Genomic DNA, 16,892 nt, shown 5'->3' with positions numbered 1-16,892 from the left:
GGGTGGGCGCCAGGAAGCGGCGCCGGCGCGTGAACCGGAGCCCCGGCCCGATCGGGGACGACGACACCGATCCCTGGGGGAACGATGAACAGGTCCACCACCGTCCTTCCTGCGCTGGCAGGACTGCTCCTGGCGGGGCTGGTCGCGACCGGTCCGACGGCCGCGGCAGCACCGCCGGGGCACGACGTCCTGCCCCGGGAGGTGCCGGCCGCGGGCACGCCCGGTTTCCCTGACGGGGAGGTCCACGCGATCACGCAGGTCGGCGACACGATGGTCGTCGGCGGGTCCTTCAGCCAGGTCACCTCCGGCGGCACCACCCGCAGCGCGAGCCGGATCGTCGCCTTCGACGCCGACAGCGGACAGCTGGTCAACGGCTTCCGGCCCACCCTCAACGGCAGCGTCGAGGACGTCCTGCCGGGACCGGACCCGGGCACCGTCTACGTCGCCGGGCGGTTCAGCACCGTCAACGGGGCCAACCAGAGCCACGTCACGCTCCTCGACGTCGCGACAGGGCAGGTCGTCGACGGCTTCCGGCCCGCGGCGACCAACGGCCGCATCGAGACCCTCGTCGTCGCCCAGGGGAGACTGGTGGTCGGTGGGACGTTCCGCAGCGCGGGCGGTCAGGACCACCGCGGCCTCGCGTCCCTCGACCCGCGAACGGGTGCCCTCGACCCACTGATGGACGTCGACGTCACCGGCCACCACAACGACTCCGGCAGCGGCGCCCAGGGTGCCGTCGGGGTTCGCGACATGGTGGTCAACGGAGACGGCTCGCGGCTCGCGGCCATCGGCAACTTCAAGCAGGCCGACGGTCTGGTCCGCGACCAGGTCGTGGTCCTCGACCTCACCGGCAGCTCCGCCACGGTCGCCCCGGACTGGCGGACCCGCCGCTACGAGCCCTACTGCTACAGCTTCGCCTTCGACAGCTACATGCGTGGCATGGCCGTCTCGCCCGACGGCTCCTACTTCGTCATCGGCACGACCGGCGGCGGCAACCCCGGCACCCTGTGCGACAGCATCGCCCGCTTCGAGTTCGACGCCACCGGCGACGACGTGCAGCCGACCTGGGTGTCGGCAGCCGGTGGCGACACCCTCTGGGGCGTCGAGATCACCGAGAACGCCGTCTACGTCGGCGGCCACCAGCGCTGGATGAACAACTCCGAAGGACGGGACAGCAACGGGCAGGGGTCGGTGCCCCGAGCGGGACTCTCCGCCCACGACCCCGACTCCGGCGTCCCGCTCAGCTGGAACCCCGGACGCAACCCCCGCGGCGAGGCGGCGTACGTCATCCACGCGACGCCCGACGGCCTGTGGGTCGGCAGCAACACGGTCTGGATCGGCAACCGCCAGTGGCGGCGCGAGCGACTCGCCTTCTTCCCGCTCGCAGGTGGAGAGGCGCCCCACCCGGAGACGACGCCCGGCCTCCCGGGTGACGTCCTGCTCGGAGGCGCGCAGGCCGTGGACCCCGGGAACGTCCTCTACCGCGTCAACGCCGGCGGGTCCGCACTCCCGGGCGTCGACGGCGGCCCGGCGTGGGAGGCCGACGACCAGTCGGCGAGCCCCTACCGGAACAGCAACAGCAACGCCGCGGGCTATGCCTCCGGCGCGACCGTCGACGGCACCGTCCCGGCGAGCACGCCGCCGCAGGTCTTCGACACCGAGCGGTGGTCGCCCAACGACAACCCGCCGATGTCCTGGGACTTCCCGGTCGAGGCCGGGCTTCCCCTGCAGGTGAGGGTCTACCTCGCCAACCGCTGCACGTGCACCAGCACCGCCGGCGCGCGCCGGTTCGACGTGGCGCTCGACGGTCAGACCGTCCTCGACGACGTCGACATCGTCGCCTCCGTCGGCGACCAGCGCGGCACCATGCGCTCGTGGGACGTCACCAGCGACGGCAACGTCGACCTCGACTTCTCCCACGTCGACGAGAACCCGCTGGTCAACGCGATCGAGATCGTGCGACGCGACCTGCCCCCGCCCGTCCCCGCGGAGAACTCGCTGGTCGCCGTCGGGTTCGACGGCACGACGGCCGAGGCGCCTGCGGCGACCGACCCGCGCGGCATCGACTGGAACGACGTACGCGGTGCCTTCGTCGTGGGCGACACCCTCTTCACAGCGGAGACCGACGGCTACGTCCACCGCCGGACCTTCACCGACGACCAGACCGGGCCCGACGTACGCGTCGACCCCTACAACGACCCGTTCTGGAGCGACGTCGACACCGGCTCCAACAACACCTACCGGGGTCGCGTCCCCGACCTCTACGGCCAGATCGGCAGCCTCACCGGCCTGACCTACGCAGGTGACCGGATCTGGTACACGCGGTCGGGCGACAACCAGCTCTACTGGCGCTGGTTCAACGCCGACAGCGGGATCGTCGGCAGCGAGACCTTCACCGCCAACGGCGGCCGGGGCTGGGCCGACACCGGCGGGCTCTTCGTCGACGGGGACACGCTGTACGTCGTGAGCCGGTCCTCCGGCGACCTGCTCGGCGTGCCCTTCGACGACGGCCCGCAGGGGGCGGCGTCGCTGGTCGACGACACGCTCGACTGGCGGGCGGACGCGGTCTTCATCGGCTCGGGGGCGAGTGCTCCCCCGCCGCCCCCGCCACCGGTCAACGAGCCGCCCACGGCGTCGTTCACCGTCAGCTGCGACGAGCGGGTCTGCACCGTCGACGGGTCCGGCTCACGCGACCCGGAGGACGACCTGGCGTCGTACGACTGGACCTTCGGTGACGGCGGCACCGCGGCCGGCCGGACCGCTGGCCACACCTACGCCGACGACGGCACCTACACGATCCGGCTCGAGGTGACCGACGGCGAGGGCGCCACCGACGCCACGACCCGGCAGGTCACCGTGGCGGCCGAGCCGCCGCCGCCACCGCCCACCGGGGACGTCGCCTTCCGCGCCTCCGCGTCCGAGACCGGCAACCGCCCCGCACCCCGCGTCGTGGTGCCCGGCAACGTGGCCGCCGGCGACCAGCTGGTCCTGGTCGGGACCTTCCAGGACAAGGCCGCGGTCAGCGACCCGATCGGCTGGGACCGTGCCGGCGAGGACGCGCAGCGCGGCATGACCAGCGTCGTGTGGACACGCACGGCGACCGGTGGTGACGCCGGCAGCACGGTCACGACCCCGGCCGGCACCCGGCTGAAGTACGCACTCGCGCTGACGGCCTACGCCGGTGTCGACACCACCGACCCGGTCGCGGCCATCGCCTCGGCGACCGATCGCAACCAGACCCAGCACGTCAGTCCCGAGGTCGACGCCCCGGCCGGCGCCTGGGCGCTGCAGGCGTGGACGGACAAGTCGGGCTCGACCGTCGACTGGTCGGCCCCGGCCGGCGTCACCGTCCGCGAGGAGGCGATCGGGAACGGTGGCGGCCGCATCACCGCCCTCCTGGCCGACAGCAACGGGCCCGTCAGCGCGGGCACCGTCGGCGGCATGACCGCGACGACCAACGCCACCTCCCACGGCATCAGCTGGACGGTGGTCCTCGCCCCGGCCCCCTGACCGGGGCCACCGCCGTCCACGGACGCCGCGGGGTTGCCGATTGGTCACCAACGACAGGAATCCGCTCGGAAATCTGCCATTGGGGACCAATCGGCGACCCGGTGGTGCGCCGAGGGGGTCAGGTCGGGGTCTGCGCCGAGCGACGGACGAGGGCGGTCGTCACGCCGGACACGGTCGCCGAGAGCACCGCACCCCAGGCGAGGTCGATCGGGACCAGCGCGGCCGGGAAGCCGTCGATCACCGACAGGCTGGTGAGGTCCCACGTGGCGTAGGTGACCAGGCCGAAGAAGGCGCCGGACAGGATCGCCCGGCGGACGCTGTCGCGCTCGACGGCCGGAAGCACGACGAAGTGCACGAGACCCGCCACGAACAGCCCGTAGAAGAGGACGGCGGGGACCGGACGGACCGGGTCGGCCAGCAGCGGGCCGAGCTGGTCGTCGTAGAGGTCCTTCGCCACGACCGTCAACCAGACCAGGTCGACGACCAGGAAGACGACGACGGCGACGGCGTAGGAGCGCAGGGCGGTGCGCGCGAGGGAGCTCATCCACCGAGCCTAGGTCCGGGCCGAGGACCGGGAACGACGAAGGCCCGGACCATCAGGTCCGGGCCTTCGTCATCTGGTAGCGGGGGCAGGATTTGAACCTGCGACCTCTGGGTTATGAGCCCAGCGAGCTACCGAGCTGCTCCACCCCGCGTCGGTGATGTGAACACTACGCGATGGGGGGTGGGCCACCAAATCGGGGGTCAGCCCTCCGATCCGGAGGCGGAGCCGGCATCCCCGTTGCCGCCCCCGTCACCGGCCTGGTCGGACAGCTCGAAGGCCTGCTCGATGTAGTCCCGCGCCTCCTCGGTCTTGCGCGCTCCCTCGACCGTGTCGCCGTCGCGGTAGGCGGCATCGGCGTCCTCGAAGGCCTGCTGCGCCTGGGCGAGCAGCGCGGCGATCTGCTCCTCGCGGGTGCCCGGGTCGGGGTTCTGTCCCCCGCCGCCGGGCCCACCGGGTGTCTGGTCGATGACGTCGCCGGGGTCGACGCCGAGCACGTCGCCCAGCGCCTGCTCGAGGGAGTTGCCGATGCCGACCCGACCGCCGTAGGACACGATGACGAACTGCAGGATCGGATAGCTCGCGTCGGACAGCTGACGCACGGCGTAGACCGGCTGGACGTACATCAACCCGTCGTTGACCGGCAGCGTGAGCAGGTTGCCGAAGGTCGGCTTCGTCTCGCCCGCGTTGAACGCGAGCAGCTCGCGACGCACGTTGTCGGCGTTCGCCATGTCGCTCGCGACCTGGCTCGGCCCGTCGACCTGCTCGCTGGGGAGCTGGAGCGCGCGGATCCGGCCGTAGTTGTCATCGGTCGCGTCGGAGTCGACCGACATGAAGGCGGCCAGGTTGGCGCGGTCGAACGGCGTGAAGACCGAGGTCATCGACCAGGTCTCCCCCTCGTCGATCGTCGGGTCGTCGATGAACAGGCGGTACGGCGGCTGATAGCTGCCGCGCTGGTAGGGATCCTCCGGGACCGCCCACCGGTCGGCGCCGCGGTAGAAGTCCTCGGCGTCGGTGACGTGGTAGCGCGCGAACTGGTAGCGCTGGGTCTTGAACAGGTCCTCGGGGTAGCGCAGGTGCTCCAGGACGCTGTCCGGGATCTCGTCGCGGTCCTGGACGGTGCCCGGGAAGGCGTTGCGCCACGCCTCCAGCACCGGGTCGGACTCGTCCCACGCGTAGAGGTTGACCGTGCCGTCGTAGGCGTCCACGGTCGCCTTGACCGCGTTGCGCATGTAGTTGATCTCGTCGGTCGGCAGCGTGCCGAACGCCGAGTCGTCGGCCAACGAGTCGTCGATCATCGTGTCGAAGGACTCGCGCTCGGCCTGCGGGTAGCGGTCGGAGGTGGTGTAGCCGTCGAGGATCCACACGATCCGACCGTCGATCACGGCCGGGTAGGGGTCGGCGTCGACCGTCAGCCACGGCGCGACCCGCTCGACCCGCTCGGCGGGCTGGCGGTGGTAGAGCACCTTGGAGTTCTCGTGGACACGGCCCGAGAGCAGGAAGTTGGGCTCGCCGAAGCGCAGCGCGAACATCAGCTCCGAGAAGATGTTGCCGACCTCGACGCCACCGGCACCGTCGTAGGTGACCGTCGTTCCCTCGTCGCTGCTGGCGTCGCCGAGGTCGAGCTCGACGTCCTGGGCGCCGTCGCTCGGCTTGCCGACCACGGAGTAGTCCGGACTCTGCTCGCCGAAGTAGACCCGGTCCTCGTAGCCCTCCGAGTCGAGGTTCTCCAGCGCGTCCTGGCCGGCTCCGCGACCCTCCGCCCACGGGATCTCGCTCTGCTCGTCGACGTCGTCCTCGCCGCGCTGGTTGGCGTAGGCCGCGATCATCCCGTTGCCGTGGGTGTAGACGGTGTGGAGGTTGGTCCAGTTGCGCGCACCCTCGGAGATGCCGGCCTGGTCGAGCTCGCGCACCCCGAGGACCAGGGCACGCTCGGTGCCCTCGATGTCGTAGCGGTCGACGTCGAGCACCGGGGCGACGGAGTAGTAGGACCTGACCTGCTGGAGCTGGTCGAAGGTCGCGTTGACCACTTGCGGGTCGACCAGCGGCACGCTGTCGGTGCTGGAGGCCAGCTGCGCCAGCCCGGAGCCGCCCACGTCGGTCGAGGCCGTGTAGGGCTCGACCTCGATGTCCTCGAGGTCGTACGCCGCGCGCGTGGCGTCGATGTTGGCCTTGATGTAGGGCGCTTCCTTGTCGGCCTCGGTCGGGTTGACGCTGAACTGCTGGATGATGGCCGGCCAGATCATGCCGAGCAGGATCGAGCTGAGCACCAGCAGCGCCAGGCCGACCGAGGGCAGCATCCACGTGCGGCGCCACACGTTGAGGAAGAACAGCACCGCACAGATGACGGCGATGCCGAGCAGGATGTTCTTGGCCGGGAGGACCGCGTTCTCGCCGGTGTAGGTCATGCCGGTGAGCAGCGATCCCTTGTCGTTGACCAGGTCGAAGCGGTCGAGCCAGTAGTCGAGGGCCTTGAGCAGGACGAAGACGCCGAGCAGCACGGAGAGGTGCACCTGGGCCGAGCCGGAGAGCCGGTCGTGGCGCGTCTGGAGCTGGATGCCGCCGAAGAGGTAGTGGACCAGCGCCGCCATCAGCAGCCCGATGACCGTGAAGGCCATCGCGGAGTCGACGACGTAGTGGAGCCACGGCAGGTCGAACACGTAGAAGCCGATGTCGCGGCCGAAGTAGGCGTCCTGCGATCCGAAGTCGCCGCCGTTGGACCACAGCAGGTACTGCCGCCACTGGCTCGAGGCCGAGGTGCCGGCGAAGAGCCCGAACAGCGCAGCGACACCGATCGTCAGCCACAACCGGATCGGCACGACGACCTCGCGGTAGCGGTCGAGGCTCCCCTGCTCCGGCGACGGCGGCCGGTAGAGCGGCCGGAACCGGAAGGCGAGATACATGTTGAGCCCGACCACGAGCCCCATCAGCCCGCCGAACACGGCGAAGAGGCCGACCCGGGTCCACAGCAGCGTGGTGAAGACGCGGGAGTAGTCCACGACCTCGTACCACGCGCGGTTGGTCCAGAACGCGGAGAAGGTCGTCAGGCCGAAGAAGCCCACGACCAGCACCACCGCGGTGATGATGAGCGCGCGCGAGCGGCGCGGTTCGGGAGGCGGCGTACGGCGCTGCTCCTCACCCTCGTCGAACAGGTCGCTCACCGGTCGTCCTCCTCAGGATCGTCCTGCAGGGTGGCGACGATCAGCTCCAGCAGGCCGGGCACCAGGTCGATGCCGGCGACCACGGACTGGTCGTCGTCGTGGGCGCGCAGACGCAGCGCGCAGTAGGTGGAACCGCCGCGGGTCGCGCCGGCGACGATGCGAACCTCCTGGCGGTCGGGGTGGGTCGCGGCGTACTCCTCCGCGGCGGCGGGGTCCTCCGGCAGCTCGCCGTCGGCCCCCGGCGGCAGCACCAGCCGCTCGACGACGGCCGCACAGCCCGTCACGCCCGAGGGCCAGGAGATGCCCTCGAGCACCGACTCCAGCGGCTGGTCGGGCCGCAGCTGGTCCTGCTCGACGGGCGTGAAGGATCCGTCGGCGGAGGCGTCGGTGAGGCCAGCGCTCGCCGCCAGTGCGGGCTCCTGCTCGACGAGGCGGGCGGTCTCCACGAGCGCGTAGAGCCGGGCCGGCTGGTCCCAGCCCTCTCCCGCGACGTGGGTCTCGATCTCGAGGACGGCGGCGGCCAGCGCGGGGTCGGCGTCGAGGCCGGCCAGCGGGTCGTCGTTCATCAGTGCTCTCCTGCGGCCTGGGTCTGGGCACCGCCCCCGGCGGTGCACTGGGGGAGGTCGGTGTCGGGGTCGGCGGCCCACGCCTCGACGGCGTCGACTGCCTCGGACATGGTGGACACGCGGGTCAGTCGCATGTCTCCGGCCGGGGCGTCGACGGCGTCGTCGCAGTTGTCGGCCGGCACGAGGAACAGCTGGGCGCCGTCGTCGCGGGCGCCCGCGATCTTCTGGTCGATGCCGCCGATCGGTCCGACGGTGCCGTCGGGCGCGATGGTGCCGGTGCCGGCGATCACCTCTCCCCCGGTCATCGAGCCGGGCGTCAGGGTGTCGTAGATGCCGAGCGAGAACATCAGGCCGGCGCTGGGCCCGCCGATCTGGGGGTCGACCCCGACGGTCACGTCGACCGGGAAGCGGAAGGAGTCGCGCATCTGGATCCCGATGCGCTGGCCGCCCTCCATCTGCTCCCGCGGGATGGCGAAGTCGAGCCGCTTGCCCTTGCGGTTGACGGTCAGCTGGACCGGCTCACCGTCGCCGGTGGCGTCGACGGCCTCGGCCGCCTCCTGGACCGTGGTGACCTCGCGGTCGTTGATGGAGACCAGGTGGTCGCCCTCGCGCAGCTCGCCGTCGGCGGGGGTCCCCTTCTCGACGACAGCGACGACCGGTGTCGGGTTGACGTCGTAGCCGAGCTCGACGAGGGCCGAGGCGATCGCCGCGTCCTGCGAGGTCGCCATCTGGAAGGCCCCCTCCTCGCGCTGGGTCTCGTCGGTGTCGTCGGGGGCGTAGACCGAGGCGTAGGGGTAGATCGCGTCGTCGCCGTCGAACCAGGCGCCGATCAGCTGCGGCAGCGTGACGGTGGTGTCGGGCTGCGAGACCAGGACGGTGGTCATGCGCAGCTGGCCGTCGTCGCGGTAGGTCTTCGCGCCCTCGACCTCGATGATCTCGTCGCCCTGCCCGTCGGCCTCGGTCGTGCCGAGCACGTCGACGGTGAGCCCGGGCGAGTAGACGACGTAGGGCAACGGCTCACGGAGCACCTGGACCCACAGCGCCACGAGCAACGGCACGGCCAGGAGGCCGGCCAGCGTGCGCTGCGTCATCGCGCGCAGCTCCGCGTGCGCTGGGTCATGGCGCACAGCCTCTCACCCGGCGCAACTCCGTCACCGCGTGACCCAGTGGTCGGCCCGCTCAGGCGGGGCCGCGCGAGCGCGACGGTCGTACGGCGATGCCGGTGCTGCGGTCGACCGGGGCCGTGGGGCGGGGCCGGTGGCGGGCGGTGTGGTCACGCTGCATCGCGGCCGCCAGCTTCTCCACGGCGGCGTCGCGGTCGACCTCGCCGCGACCGTCGCGCCCCAGCCAGGCGACCCACAGCATCGCGACCGCGGTCACGACGGCGGTCGGCACCAGCCACAGCAGGATCTCCACGCGCCGAGCGTACGGCGCGAGCCGCGCCGGTCCGGTCAGGGCGCGCCGACCCACTCCTGGGTGCCGTCGCCGAACCGCTGGTGCTTCCAGATCGGGACCTCGGACTTCAGCGTGTCGATGAGCGCGCGGGAGGCGACGAACGCCTCGCCGCGGTGGGCCGCGGTCGTCGCCACGACGACGGCGATGTCGCCGATCTCGAGCGTGCCGACCCGGTGGACGGCGGCGACACCGGTGACCTCGTGGTCGGCGGCGACCCGGTCGCACACCTCCTGCAGCTTCTCCAGGGCCGAGGGGTGGGCGGAGTAGTCGAGCCCGTCGACCCCCTTGCCACCGTCGTGGTCGCGCACCCGGCCGACGAACAGCGTCAGGCCGCCGGAGGCGTCGTCGTCGAGGGCGTCGAGCACCTCGGTCACGTCGAGCGCGGTGTCGCGGAGCGCCACCAGCCGCACGGCCGGTCGCTGGTCCCTCCTGGTGCTGTCGTCCACGCCGCCGACCCTAGCGCCCGACGACCCCTGCCGCCTTCCCGTCCGCCGCGTACCGTGGATGCATGAGCAACGAACCCGACGAGGGCAACAACCCCTTCAAGGGCACCCCCTTCGAGCAGTTCTTCAACGCGCTCGGCGGCGGCGCCGGCGCTGGAGGCACTGGCGGCATCGGCTTCAACGCCGGCACGCCGGGGCAGCCCGGCGGCAGCCTCCCCGACCTCAACGCGCTCTTCGCGCAGGTCCAGGCGATGATGCAGCCGCACGAGGGTCCCCTCAACTGGGACCTCGCGCTCGACCTCGCCCGCAAGCAGGCCGCGTCGGAAAGCGACCCGACGCCCACCCAGCGCCAGCAGGACCAGGTCGCCGACGCGGTCCGCCTCGCTGACCACTGGCTCGACGAGACCACCGACTTCCCGTCCGGTGTGACCTCGACCGCCGCCTGGAGCCGCGCCGAGTGGATCGTCGGCACCCTCGACGTCTGGAAGGGACTCGTCGAGCCGATCGCCGCGTCCTCGGTCAGCGCGCTGTCTCAGTCGATGCCCGAGCAGATGGAGGGCATGGGCCTGCCCGGCCTCCCCGGCATGGGCGGCGGGATCGTCGAGATGCTCCAGCGTGCCGTCGGCGGGATGCTCGCCCAGCAGATCGGCTCCGGCCTCGGCGCGCTCGCCGGCGAGGTGCTGACGGCCTCCGACATCGGGCTGCCGCTCGGCGCTCCGGGCAAGGCGGCCCTGGTGCCGGCCAACGTCACCGCGTTCGCCGAGGGCCTCGACGTCTCCGAGGACGACGTGCTGCTCTACCTCGCACTCCGCGAGGCCGCCCACCAGCGGCTCTTCGCCCACGTCCCGTGGCTGCGCGACCACCTCATCGGCGCGGTCACCGACTATGCGACGGGCCTCGAGATCAACACGCAGCGGCTCCAGTCCAACCTCGAGGAACAGGTGCGCGGCCTCGACCTGTCCAACCCCGAGTCGCTCCAGCAGCTCGCCGACGGCGGCATGTTCGACCTCGGCCACGGCCCCGAGCAGGAGGCCGCCCTCCAGCAGCTCGAGGTCACCCTCGCCCTCGTCGAGGGCTGGGTCGACGAGATCGTCGGTCAGGCCACCGCCGAGCGGATGCCGGCCGCCGACAAGCTCCAGGAGGCCGTACGCCGCCGCCGCGCGTCCGGCGGTCCGGCCGAGCACACCTTCGCCTCGCTCGTCGGCCTCGAGCTGCGGCCGCGCCGGCTGCGCGACGCCTCCACCCTATGGGCCTCGCTGCGCACCCGGCAGGGCACCGAGGCGCGCGACGGCGTCTGGATGTCGCCCCACCTGCTCCCCACCGCCGCCGACCTCGACGACCCGCTCGGCTTCCGTGAGGACGCTGCCGCGCCCGAGGAGCTCAGCGACGAGGACTTCGACGCGCAGCTGAAGAAGCTGCTCGACGGGGAGTGAGCAGCACCGACGGGCTGCACGCCGACGCGCTGGCGCTGCTCCGGACGTGGGCCCCGCCCACGTCCGGACAGGCGTCGCTGCGCGACCGCTACGTCGCCCACCTCGAGGCGCAGCCGACCGGCATGACCCGGGACTGCTACCCGGACCACCTCACCGCCAGCACGCTGGTCCTCTCCCGCGACGGGTCGCACGTCCTGCTGACCCTGCACGCCAAGGCCCGCCGATGGTTCCAGTTCGGCGGCCACTGCGAGGCCGGTGACCCCACCCTCGCCGCGGCGGCCGAGCGGGAGGCCGTCGAGGAGTCAGGTCTCACCGGCCTGCGGGTCGACCCGGCGCCCGTCCAGCTGAGCGAGCATGCCGTGCCGTTCTGCGACCCGCGTGGCGGCGTACGGCACCTGGACGTGCGGTTCCTGGCCATCGCCCCCGAGGGAGCCGACCACGCGGTGAGCGAGGAGTCGCTCGACGTCCGCTGGTGGCCGGCCGACGCGCTGCCGGACGACGACCTCGCCGACCTGGTGCGGCTGGCGCGCGAGCGTCAGTCGACGTCGCCGGGTGCGTCGGTGCCGTCGTCGGGCGGGTCGAGCCGGGCGGCCGCGGACCAGCCGAGCAGGTAGCCCTTCGCCTTCTCGGCGTGGGGGTAGCGGTCGACCCAGGCCCAGAACTTCTGGTCGTGGCCGGCCTCCAGCAGGTGGGCCAGCTCGTGGACCAGGACGTAGTCGACGACCCAGGCCGGCATGCCCTGGAGCCGCGCCGAGAGCCGGATCGTGCGGTCACCCGGCGTGCAGGAGCCCCAGCGCGAGACCTGGTTGTCGACCCACCGCACCGACTCCGGCTGCGCCATGCCGCCGAGGTGGCTGTCGCTGAGCCGGCGAGCCCGCTTCATGAGGTCGTCGTCGGAGAGCTGCTTGCGCTTCTCGGACTTCTCCAGGCGCGCGAGCATCGTCTCGACCCACTCGGCCTCCTGGGCCCGGGTCATCGTCGCCGGGATCATCACCACGACCGTGTCGCCGTCGCGGTACGCCGAGACCGTACGCCGCCGGCGCCGGGAGCGGCGCACCTCCACCTCGGGGGGGCGGGATCCGGCGGCCATGGCTGCAACCTAGCCCTTCGCGGCCCAGGACAGGAGACGCTCGCGGGGCCAGGTGTTGACGATCCGGTCGGGGTCGATGCCGGCCTGCTCGGCCCGCTCGCAGCCGTAGTCGAGCATGTCGAGCTGGCCCGGCGCGTGGGAGTCGGAGTCGATCGAGAACAGGCAGCCCGTGTCACGGGCGAGCTCGAGGAGCCTCGTCGGCGGGTCGCGACGTTCCGGGCGCGAGTTGATCTCGACGGCCACGTCGTGCTCGACACAGGCCTCGAAGACGGCCCGTGCGTCGAACTCGCTGCTGGGCCGCGTCCCCCGGTTGCCGGTCACGAGCCGACCGGTGCAGTGGCCGAGGACGTTGGTGAACGGGTTGCGGATCGCGCCGACCATTCGCCGGGTCATCGGCTCCGTGTCCATCCGCAGCTTGGAGTGGACGCTCGCGACCCGTACGTCGAGGCGGGCGAGCATCTCCTCGCTCTGGTCGAGCGAGCCGTCGTCGAGGATGTCGACCTCGATCCCCTTGAGCAGGGTGAAGGCGCCGCCGAGGTGCTCGTTGACCGCGTCGACCACCCCGAGCTGGCGCTGCAGCCGTTCGGCGCTGAGACCGTTGGCCACGCGCAGCCGCGGCGAGTGGTCGGTGAGGACGAGGTAGTCGTGGCCGAGCTCGATGGCGGTGAAGGCCATCTCCTCGATGGGCGACCCGCCGTCGGACCAGTTCGAGTGGCTGTGGAGGTCGCCCCTCAGCGCTGCCCGGATCTCCCGCCCGCCGGGCGCCAGCGGGCCCCGGTGCTCGGCCTCGAGCCGTGCGAGCCGCTCGGGCAGGACACCGCGGACCGCGTCGGCGATGACCCCACCGGTGCTCTTGCCGATCCCGGGCAGCTCGGTCAGGGTGCCGGCCTCCACCCGCGCCGTCACCTCGTCGGCGGGCAGCGGCAGGATCGTGGCCGCCGCGGCCCGGAACGCCTCGATCCGGCGCGACTCCTCGCGCCCGCGCTCCATCAGGAACGCGATCCGCCGCAGCGCGGCGACCGGCCCCCCGTCGTAGCTCTCGCTCACTTCTTCTCCTCCACAGCCCGTGGACGACCATCCTGCCTGCTCAGCGCGCGGGTGCACGAGGGGACCCGCCCCGTCCTCCACAGGCTCGTCCCGAGGCGATCCACCGCTGTGAGCCGCTCTGCACACCGTTGTCCACAGCCTCCTCCACAGCCCGGGAGGGTGAGATCACGAGACGGCGTTGACCTGCGACGTCGTCGCCTCCTAGCGTGGCGCCTGATGAGGCCCCCGGCCCGTCGAGCGACATCCGCAAGGGGAAGGCAGGTGTCGTGAGTCGGCCAGGGGCCTCTTCGCCTGTCAGCGGCCGGTGAAGCGGGGCGCGCGACGCTCCCTCGAGGCCGCGATCCCCTCCTGGAGGTCGGCGGTCGCGAGCGTGATCGGCTGCGCCATCGCCTCCCACTGCAGTGCCGACTCGAGGCTGTCGTGGCCGCCGTCGCGCAGCGCCAGCGTCGTCAGCCGGGTCGCGACCGGCGCGGTCGCCGCGACCTCGTGCGCCGTGGCCATCACGTCCTCGAGGAACGTCTCCGGTGCGTGGACGCGCGAGACCAGTCCGATCCGCAGCGCCTCCTCGGCGTCGACGACGCGACCGGTGAGCAGCAGGTCCTTCGCGTGGGCGTCGCCGACGACCTCTGGCAGCAGGTGGGTGCCGCCCATGCCCGCGTGCATCCCGAGCTTCACGAACGGCACGCCCAGCTTCGCCCCGGCGGCGGCGTACCGGAGGTCGCAGGCGAGCGCGAGGCACAGGCCGGCCCCGATCGCGTGGCCGTTGACCGCCGCGATCGTCGGGACCTCGAGCCGACGGATCGAGAGCCAGGCCCGGTAGAACGGGAGCATCCGGGTGCGGAGCTCGTCGACGGTGGCGTCGGGCTCGCTGGCGATCCACGAGGTGTTGCCGCCGGAGCAGAACGCCGATCCCTCCCCCGTCACCACCACGACCCGCACCGACGGGTCGCCGGCGAGCTCGTCGACGGCAGCCGACCAGGACGCCGTCATCCGGTCCGACATCGCGTTGCGCTGGTCGGGGTTGTCGAGGGTCAGCAGCGCCACGCCGTCGCCGGTGCGGTCGAGCCGGAGGTGTTCGTAGGAGGACATGAGCGCAGGGTAGTGAGACGCGGGATCCACGCTCAGGGCGTGCCTCTCACACGCTGGGACGAGCGTGTCGTAGGGTCGTGGACGGTTCAGGGGCTCCGTGCCCCGAACTCCGGCGGGCTTCCCCACGAATCCCCGCCGCGACGACCGAACAACGAAACAGCAAGGAGGCCGTCATGGCGGAGACCTGGAGCGGCGAGTTCTACTGCGTCAAGTGCAAGGAGAAGCGCGAGGCGGAGGGCGAGGTCAAGGTCAACGACAAGGGCACCCGCATGGCCAAGGCCGTGTGCCCCGTGTGCGGGACCAACCTCAACCGGATTCTCGGCAAGGCCTGAGCACACCCCACACGTCACGGCGGCACCCACCCGGTCACCCGGGCGGGTGCCGCCGTTGCGTTGGGTCGGGCGAGCTCTGTGGAGGAGTCCCGGCAGGGTGGCGCCGTCCGTGGCAGGGTCGGCGGACATGGGGGAACACAGGCCGCGCGTCCGGCTGGCACCGGGGACCCGGCTCTCGGAGCGCGGTGACGGCCGCTGGCAGCTCGGCCTCCACGCCGACCGGCGGCTGGTGCTGGCCGCCGAGGCGACCGATCACCTGCTGCTCGCCCGGCTGCGGACCGGGGTCGACCCGCTCCGGGTCAGCGTGCCCCAGCGCGAGCTGCTGGTCCGGATCGGCAGTGCCGGGCTGCTCGTCCCCTGCGATCCGCCTCCGGCCTCCGGTGCGGTCTCGGTCGACGCACCCGGAGACACCCGCGCCGCGGTCGTGGCGGCGCTCTCCCGGGCCGGGCTCGCGGTCACCGAGGCAGCGGGAGCCCTGGCCCTGGTCGTGACGACCGGGGCGGAGGTACGCCGCGACCGGCTCGACCCGCTGGTCCGCGACGACCTCCCCCACCTCCTGCTGACCGCCGTCGCCGGTCGGGTGCGGCTGGGGCCACTTGTCGTCCCGGGCGTCACCTCGTGCCTGCGGTGCGTCGACGAGCACCTCACCGACCGCGATCCGCGTCACCCGCTGGTGGTTCACCACCACCTCGAGCGCGCCGTCGACGACCGCACGACACCGGGCGACCTCGCCCTCGGCCTGGCCTGGGCGGCGCGCGACGCACGGTCCTGGCTGACCGGCGGCCGGCCGACGACGTGGGCGGCGACCGTCGAGCTCACCGAGACGGGGCCGGTGACGCAGACGTGGAGCCGTCACCCGCGCTGCGGCTGCGCGTGGGGCGAGGCGCTCCTCGCCTGAGCCACCACGACATCACCACCCGCTCACCACCACTCGGAGTCGAGCTTGCCCTCCATCGCCCGCAGGTGCTCGCGCGAGCAGGTGTCGCAGAAGGTGCGGTGGCGACCGTTCTCGACCGCGGTCGACCACGTCAGGGTCTTCGCCTCGTCGGCTTCCTGCCGACCGCAGAAGTCGCAGGTCGTCATGCTCGGAGCCTAGGACATGACAAGGAGCCGGGTACGACGCCCGTGGGGCGCCGTACCCGGCTCCTGTGTTCAGCTCACCCAGCGATCAGGGTGGAGGTGGCCCGTCCCCGAGGGGAGGTGGCCGCCGGCTCCTCAGATCGCGCGAGCGAGAGCGAGGCGTGCCTGCCGCGCGGCCTTCTCGGCCTTGCGGCTCACGCGACGGGCCTGGGCCTGGTGGTAGGCCCGTCGCTGCAGCTGCGCCTCTCCCAGGCGCACGGACATCTGTGCCCGTGCGAGCTCTTCGTGCATGAGTTCCATCTCGGTGCTCCGGTTTCGTGAAAGTGGTGGTGGTCGTGTGGTGCTGCTGTGACGCGGGGACGTGTCAGGCGGCGTCCTTGCGGGGCCGGCCGCGAGGCCGCTTGCGCGGGATCACGACGCCCTGCAGGAAGAGCTGGCCGCCCCAGACCCCCCACGGCTCCCGGCGCTGCTGGGCGCCGGCGAGGCAGAGGTCGCGCACGGGACAGTCCGTGCACAGGGTCTTGGCGTACTCCACGTCGGTCGGGGACTCGGCGAACCACAGCTCCGGGTCGTTCACCCGGCACGGCAGTCTCTCCTCGTCCACCTCGCTGGCTGTGTCGTGAAGACCGCCGAGCGAGGCGTGAGACCCATCAGTGCGGTCGAGAACGCTGATGGTCATCTGGTCACCTCCTGTTGGACCTGATCGCTGGTGTGGTGCGGAAACAGAAAGGCCGCGGATCCCGGGTTTCGGGTCCGCGGCCTGGAGGTAGCCGATGCTGTTGCTAGGTCAACAGGTCGGTGGACTCCAGGCGGTGGAACCCGGGCGGTAGGCCTGGGCGACGGCGATGCCCGCCACGTGCCGATCGCGCACGGCAAACGTGGGGGCGGTGCAGACCGCGCCGGTGGTCTCGGTCATGCCGAGGCCGGTGCCGGAGATGGCACCGGAAACGGGCATGCCGAAGCCGGACGGGATCTGAGCCGTCACGGTGAGCTTGTTGCTGATCATGTGTGCCACCTCCTTGTCGTTCTTCGTGCGCCGGCCGTGCCAGGGCCGCGATGCGCTGATGGATGTCTGCAGGCAGTTCTCTCGAACTGCCCCTGAAAGATATCGGCTCGGCTCGGTAAGGAGCAATCGATTTATTGGG

Annotated in this window: 18 protein-coding genes and 1 tRNA gene; 5 read left to right on the top strand and 14 right to left on the bottom strand. The window is 72.0% G+C overall.

Going from position 1 to position 16,892, the window contains the following annotated elements; translation table 11 throughout:
* Nucleotides 1–84 precede the first annotated feature (84 nt).
* Nucleotides 85–3,510, top strand: coding sequence for a PKD domain-containing protein (locus tag ABD091_RS15905; protein WP_343920201.1), 3,426 nt, complete (start codon nucleotides 85–87; stop codon nucleotides 3,508–3,510).
* 118 nt (nucleotides 3,511–3,628) lie between these two features.
* Here the strand turns inward: ABD091_RS15905 and ABD091_RS15900 are convergent, their stop codons facing one another.
* From ABD091_RS15900 to ABD091_RS15870, 7 genes are all read right to left on the bottom strand, one after another.
* Entirely contained in the window at nucleotides 3,629–4,054 is a 426-nt protein-coding gene (locus ABD091_RS15900) for a DUF2177 family protein (RefSeq protein WP_343920199.1), read from the bottom strand.
* Between the two features lie 74 nt (nucleotides 4,055–4,128).
* Nucleotides 4,129–4,205 (bottom strand) — tRNA-Met (locus ABD091_RS15895).
* Nucleotides 4,206–4,254: 49 nt separating this feature from the next.
* On the bottom strand, nucleotides 4,255–7,212 hold the full coding sequence (locus ABD091_RS15890) for a UPF0182 family membrane protein (RefSeq protein WP_343920197.1): 2,958 nt from the start codon (nucleotides 7,210–7,212) through the stop codon (nucleotides 4,255–4,257).
* Nucleotides 7,209–7,778, bottom strand: a complete 570-nt coding sequence (locus ABD091_RS15885; protein ID WP_343920195.1) for a PPA1309 family protein — start codon at nucleotides 7,776–7,778, stop codon at nucleotides 7,209–7,211. The genes ABD091_RS15890 and ABD091_RS15885 overlap by 4 nt, the downstream gene beginning before the upstream one ends.
* A complete protein-coding gene (locus ABD091_RS15880; RefSeq protein WP_343920193.1) occupies nucleotides 7,778–8,869 on the bottom strand; it encodes a YlbL family protein in 1,092 nt (363 codons plus the stop codon). The genes ABD091_RS15885 and ABD091_RS15880 overlap by 1 nt, the downstream gene beginning before the upstream one ends.
* Before the next feature lie 88 nt (nucleotides 8,870–8,957).
* Nucleotides 8,958–9,194 (bottom strand): hypothetical protein, encoded by a 237-nt coding sequence (locus ABD091_RS15875; RefSeq protein WP_343920191.1) that lies wholly within the window; start codon nucleotides 9,192–9,194, stop codon nucleotides 8,958–8,960.
* A gap of 35 nt (nucleotides 9,195–9,229) precedes the next feature.
* Nucleotides 9,230–9,679, bottom strand: coding sequence for a molybdenum cofactor biosynthesis protein MoaE (locus ABD091_RS15870; protein ID WP_343920189.1), 450 nt, complete (start codon nucleotides 9,677–9,679; stop codon nucleotides 9,230–9,232).
* Between the two features lie 62 nt (nucleotides 9,680–9,741).
* Here ABD091_RS15870 and ABD091_RS15865 point away from each other — a divergent pair, with 62 nt between their 5' ends.
* Together ABD091_RS15865 and ABD091_RS15860 are read left to right on the top strand one after the other, a co-directional pair.
* Nucleotides 9,742–11,109, top strand: coding sequence for a zinc-dependent metalloprotease (locus ABD091_RS15865; protein ID WP_343920187.1), 1,368 nt, complete (start codon nucleotides 9,742–9,744; stop codon nucleotides 11,107–11,109).
* Nucleotides 11,106–11,723: an NUDIX domain-containing protein gene (locus tag ABD091_RS15860; RefSeq protein WP_343920185.1), complete on the top strand. Its 618-nt coding sequence runs from the start codon at nucleotides 11,106–11,108 to the stop codon at nucleotides 11,721–11,723. Before ABD091_RS15865 ends, ABD091_RS15860 begins: the two co-directional genes overlap by 4 nt.
* Here the strand turns inward: ABD091_RS15860 and ABD091_RS15855 are convergent.
* The 3 genes from ABD091_RS15855 to ABD091_RS15845 form a co-directional block, all read right to left on the bottom strand.
* The gene (locus tag ABD091_RS15855; protein ID WP_343920182.1) at nucleotides 11,645–12,199 is read right to left on the bottom strand and encodes a M48 metallopeptidase family protein; all 555 of its coding nucleotides are present in this window, start codon (nucleotides 12,197–12,199) and stop codon (nucleotides 11,645–11,647) included. The genes ABD091_RS15860 and ABD091_RS15855 overlap by 79 nt on opposite strands.
* Before the next feature lie 9 nt (nucleotides 12,200–12,208).
* Entirely contained in the window at nucleotides 12,209–13,246 is a 1,038-nt protein-coding gene (locus tag ABD091_RS15850) for a PHP domain-containing protein (RefSeq protein ID WP_343920180.1), read from the bottom strand.
* A 294-nt stretch (nucleotides 13,247–13,540) separates the two neighbouring features.
* Nucleotides 13,541–14,335 (bottom strand): enoyl-CoA hydratase/isomerase family protein, encoded by a 795-nt coding sequence (locus ABD091_RS15845; protein ID WP_343920178.1) that lies wholly within the window; start codon nucleotides 14,333–14,335, stop codon nucleotides 13,541–13,543.
* Between the two features lie 173 nt (nucleotides 14,336–14,508).
* On the opposite strand from ABD091_RS15845, the gene ABD091_RS15840 reads away from it, so the two are divergent.
* Both ABD091_RS15840 and ABD091_RS15835 read left to right on the top strand, forming a co-directional pair.
* The gene (locus tag ABD091_RS15840) at nucleotides 14,509–14,667 is read left to right on the top strand and encodes a DUF5679 domain-containing protein (RefSeq protein WP_011754982.1); all 159 of its coding nucleotides are present in this window, start codon (nucleotides 14,509–14,511) and stop codon (nucleotides 14,665–14,667) included.
* Between the two features lie 127 nt (nucleotides 14,668–14,794).
* Entirely contained in the window at nucleotides 14,795–15,565 is a 771-nt protein-coding gene (locus ABD091_RS15835) for a hypothetical protein (protein ID WP_343920176.1), read from the top strand.
* 23 nt (nucleotides 15,566–15,588) lie between these two features.
* On the opposite strand, the gene ABD091_RS15830 is transcribed toward ABD091_RS15835, so the two are convergent.
* The 4 genes from ABD091_RS15830 to ABD091_RS15815 form a co-directional block, all read right to left on the bottom strand.
* Nucleotides 15,589–15,750 carry a hypothetical protein gene (locus ABD091_RS15830; RefSeq protein WP_343920174.1) on the bottom strand — a complete coding sequence of 54 codons (162 nt, stop codon included), beginning with the start codon at nucleotides 15,748–15,750 and terminating at the stop codon, nucleotides 15,589–15,591.
* Nucleotides 15,751–15,882: 132 nt separating this feature from the next.
* Nucleotides 15,883–16,038, bottom strand: a complete 156-nt coding sequence (locus ABD091_RS15825) for a hypothetical protein (protein ID WP_343920172.1) — start codon at nucleotides 16,036–16,038, stop codon at nucleotides 15,883–15,885.
* Between the two features lie 73 nt (nucleotides 16,039–16,111).
* Nucleotides 16,112–16,324, bottom strand: coding sequence for a WhiB family transcriptional regulator (locus ABD091_RS15820; protein WP_425571491.1), 213 nt, complete (start codon nucleotides 16,322–16,324; stop codon nucleotides 16,112–16,114).
* Between the two features lie 210 nt (nucleotides 16,325–16,534).
* A complete protein-coding gene (locus tag ABD091_RS15815) occupies nucleotides 16,535–16,753 on the bottom strand; it encodes a hypothetical protein (RefSeq protein ID WP_343920168.1) in 219 nt (72 codons plus the stop codon).
* Nucleotides 16,754–16,892: the final 139 nt, after the last annotated feature.

The organism is Nocardioides aestuarii (assembly GCF_039527245.1).
In the GTDB taxonomy this organism is placed as follows: Bacteria; Actinomycetota; Actinomycetes; order Propionibacteriales; family Nocardioidaceae; genus Nocardioides; species Nocardioides aestuarii.
The sequence above is the reverse complement of the archived record's forward strand: the minus strand, read 5'-3'. Positions and strand labels throughout refer to the sequence as shown.

Excerpts from the sequence above, each read along its gene's own strand:
- ABD091_RS15885 (WP_343920195.1), bottom strand. The coding sequence starts at position 7,778 with ATGAACGACGACCCGCTGGCCGGCCTCGACGCCGACCCCGCGCTGGCC.
- ABD091_RS15865 (WP_343920187.1), top strand. The coding sequence starts at position 9,742 with ATGAGCAACGAACCCGACGAGGGCAACAACCCCTTCAAGGGCACCCCC.
- ABD091_RS15830 (WP_343920174.1), bottom strand. The coding sequence starts at position 15,750 with ATGACGACCTGCGACTTCTGCGGTCGGCAGGAAGCCGACGAGGCGAAG.
- ABD091_RS15835 (WP_343920176.1), top strand. The coding sequence starts at position 14,795 with ATGGGGGAACACAGGCCGCGCGTCCGGCTGGCACCGGGGACCCGGCTC.
- ABD091_RS15905 (WP_343920201.1), top strand. The coding sequence starts at position 85 with ATGAACAGGTCCACCACCGTCCTTCCTGCGCTGGCAGGACTGCTCCTG.
- ABD091_RS15845 (WP_343920178.1), bottom strand. The coding sequence starts at position 14,335 with ATGTCCTCCTACGAACACCTCCGGCTCGACCGCACCGGCGACGGCGTG.
- ABD091_RS15900 (WP_343920199.1), bottom strand. The coding sequence starts at position 4,054 with ATGAGCTCCCTCGCGCGCACCGCCCTGCGCTCCTACGCCGTCGCCGTC.
- ABD091_RS15840 (WP_011754982.1), top strand. The coding sequence starts at position 14,509 with ATGGCGGAGACCTGGAGCGGCGAGTTCTACTGCGTCAAGTGCAAGGAG.
- ABD091_RS15815 (WP_343920168.1), bottom strand. The coding sequence starts at position 16,753 with ATGATCAGCAACAAGCTCACCGTGACGGCTCAGATCCCGTCCGGCTTC.
- ABD091_RS15855 (WP_343920182.1), bottom strand. The coding sequence starts at position 12,199 with ATGGCCGCCGGATCCCGCCCCCCCGAGGTGGAGGTGCGCCGCTCCCGG.
- ABD091_RS15825 (WP_343920172.1), bottom strand. The coding sequence starts at position 16,038 with ATGCACGAAGAGCTCGCACGGGCACAGATGTCCGTGCGCCTGGGAGAG.
- ABD091_RS15880 (WP_343920193.1), bottom strand. The coding sequence starts at position 8,869 with ATGACGCAGCGCACGCTGGCCGGCCTCCTGGCCGTGCCGTTGCTCGTG.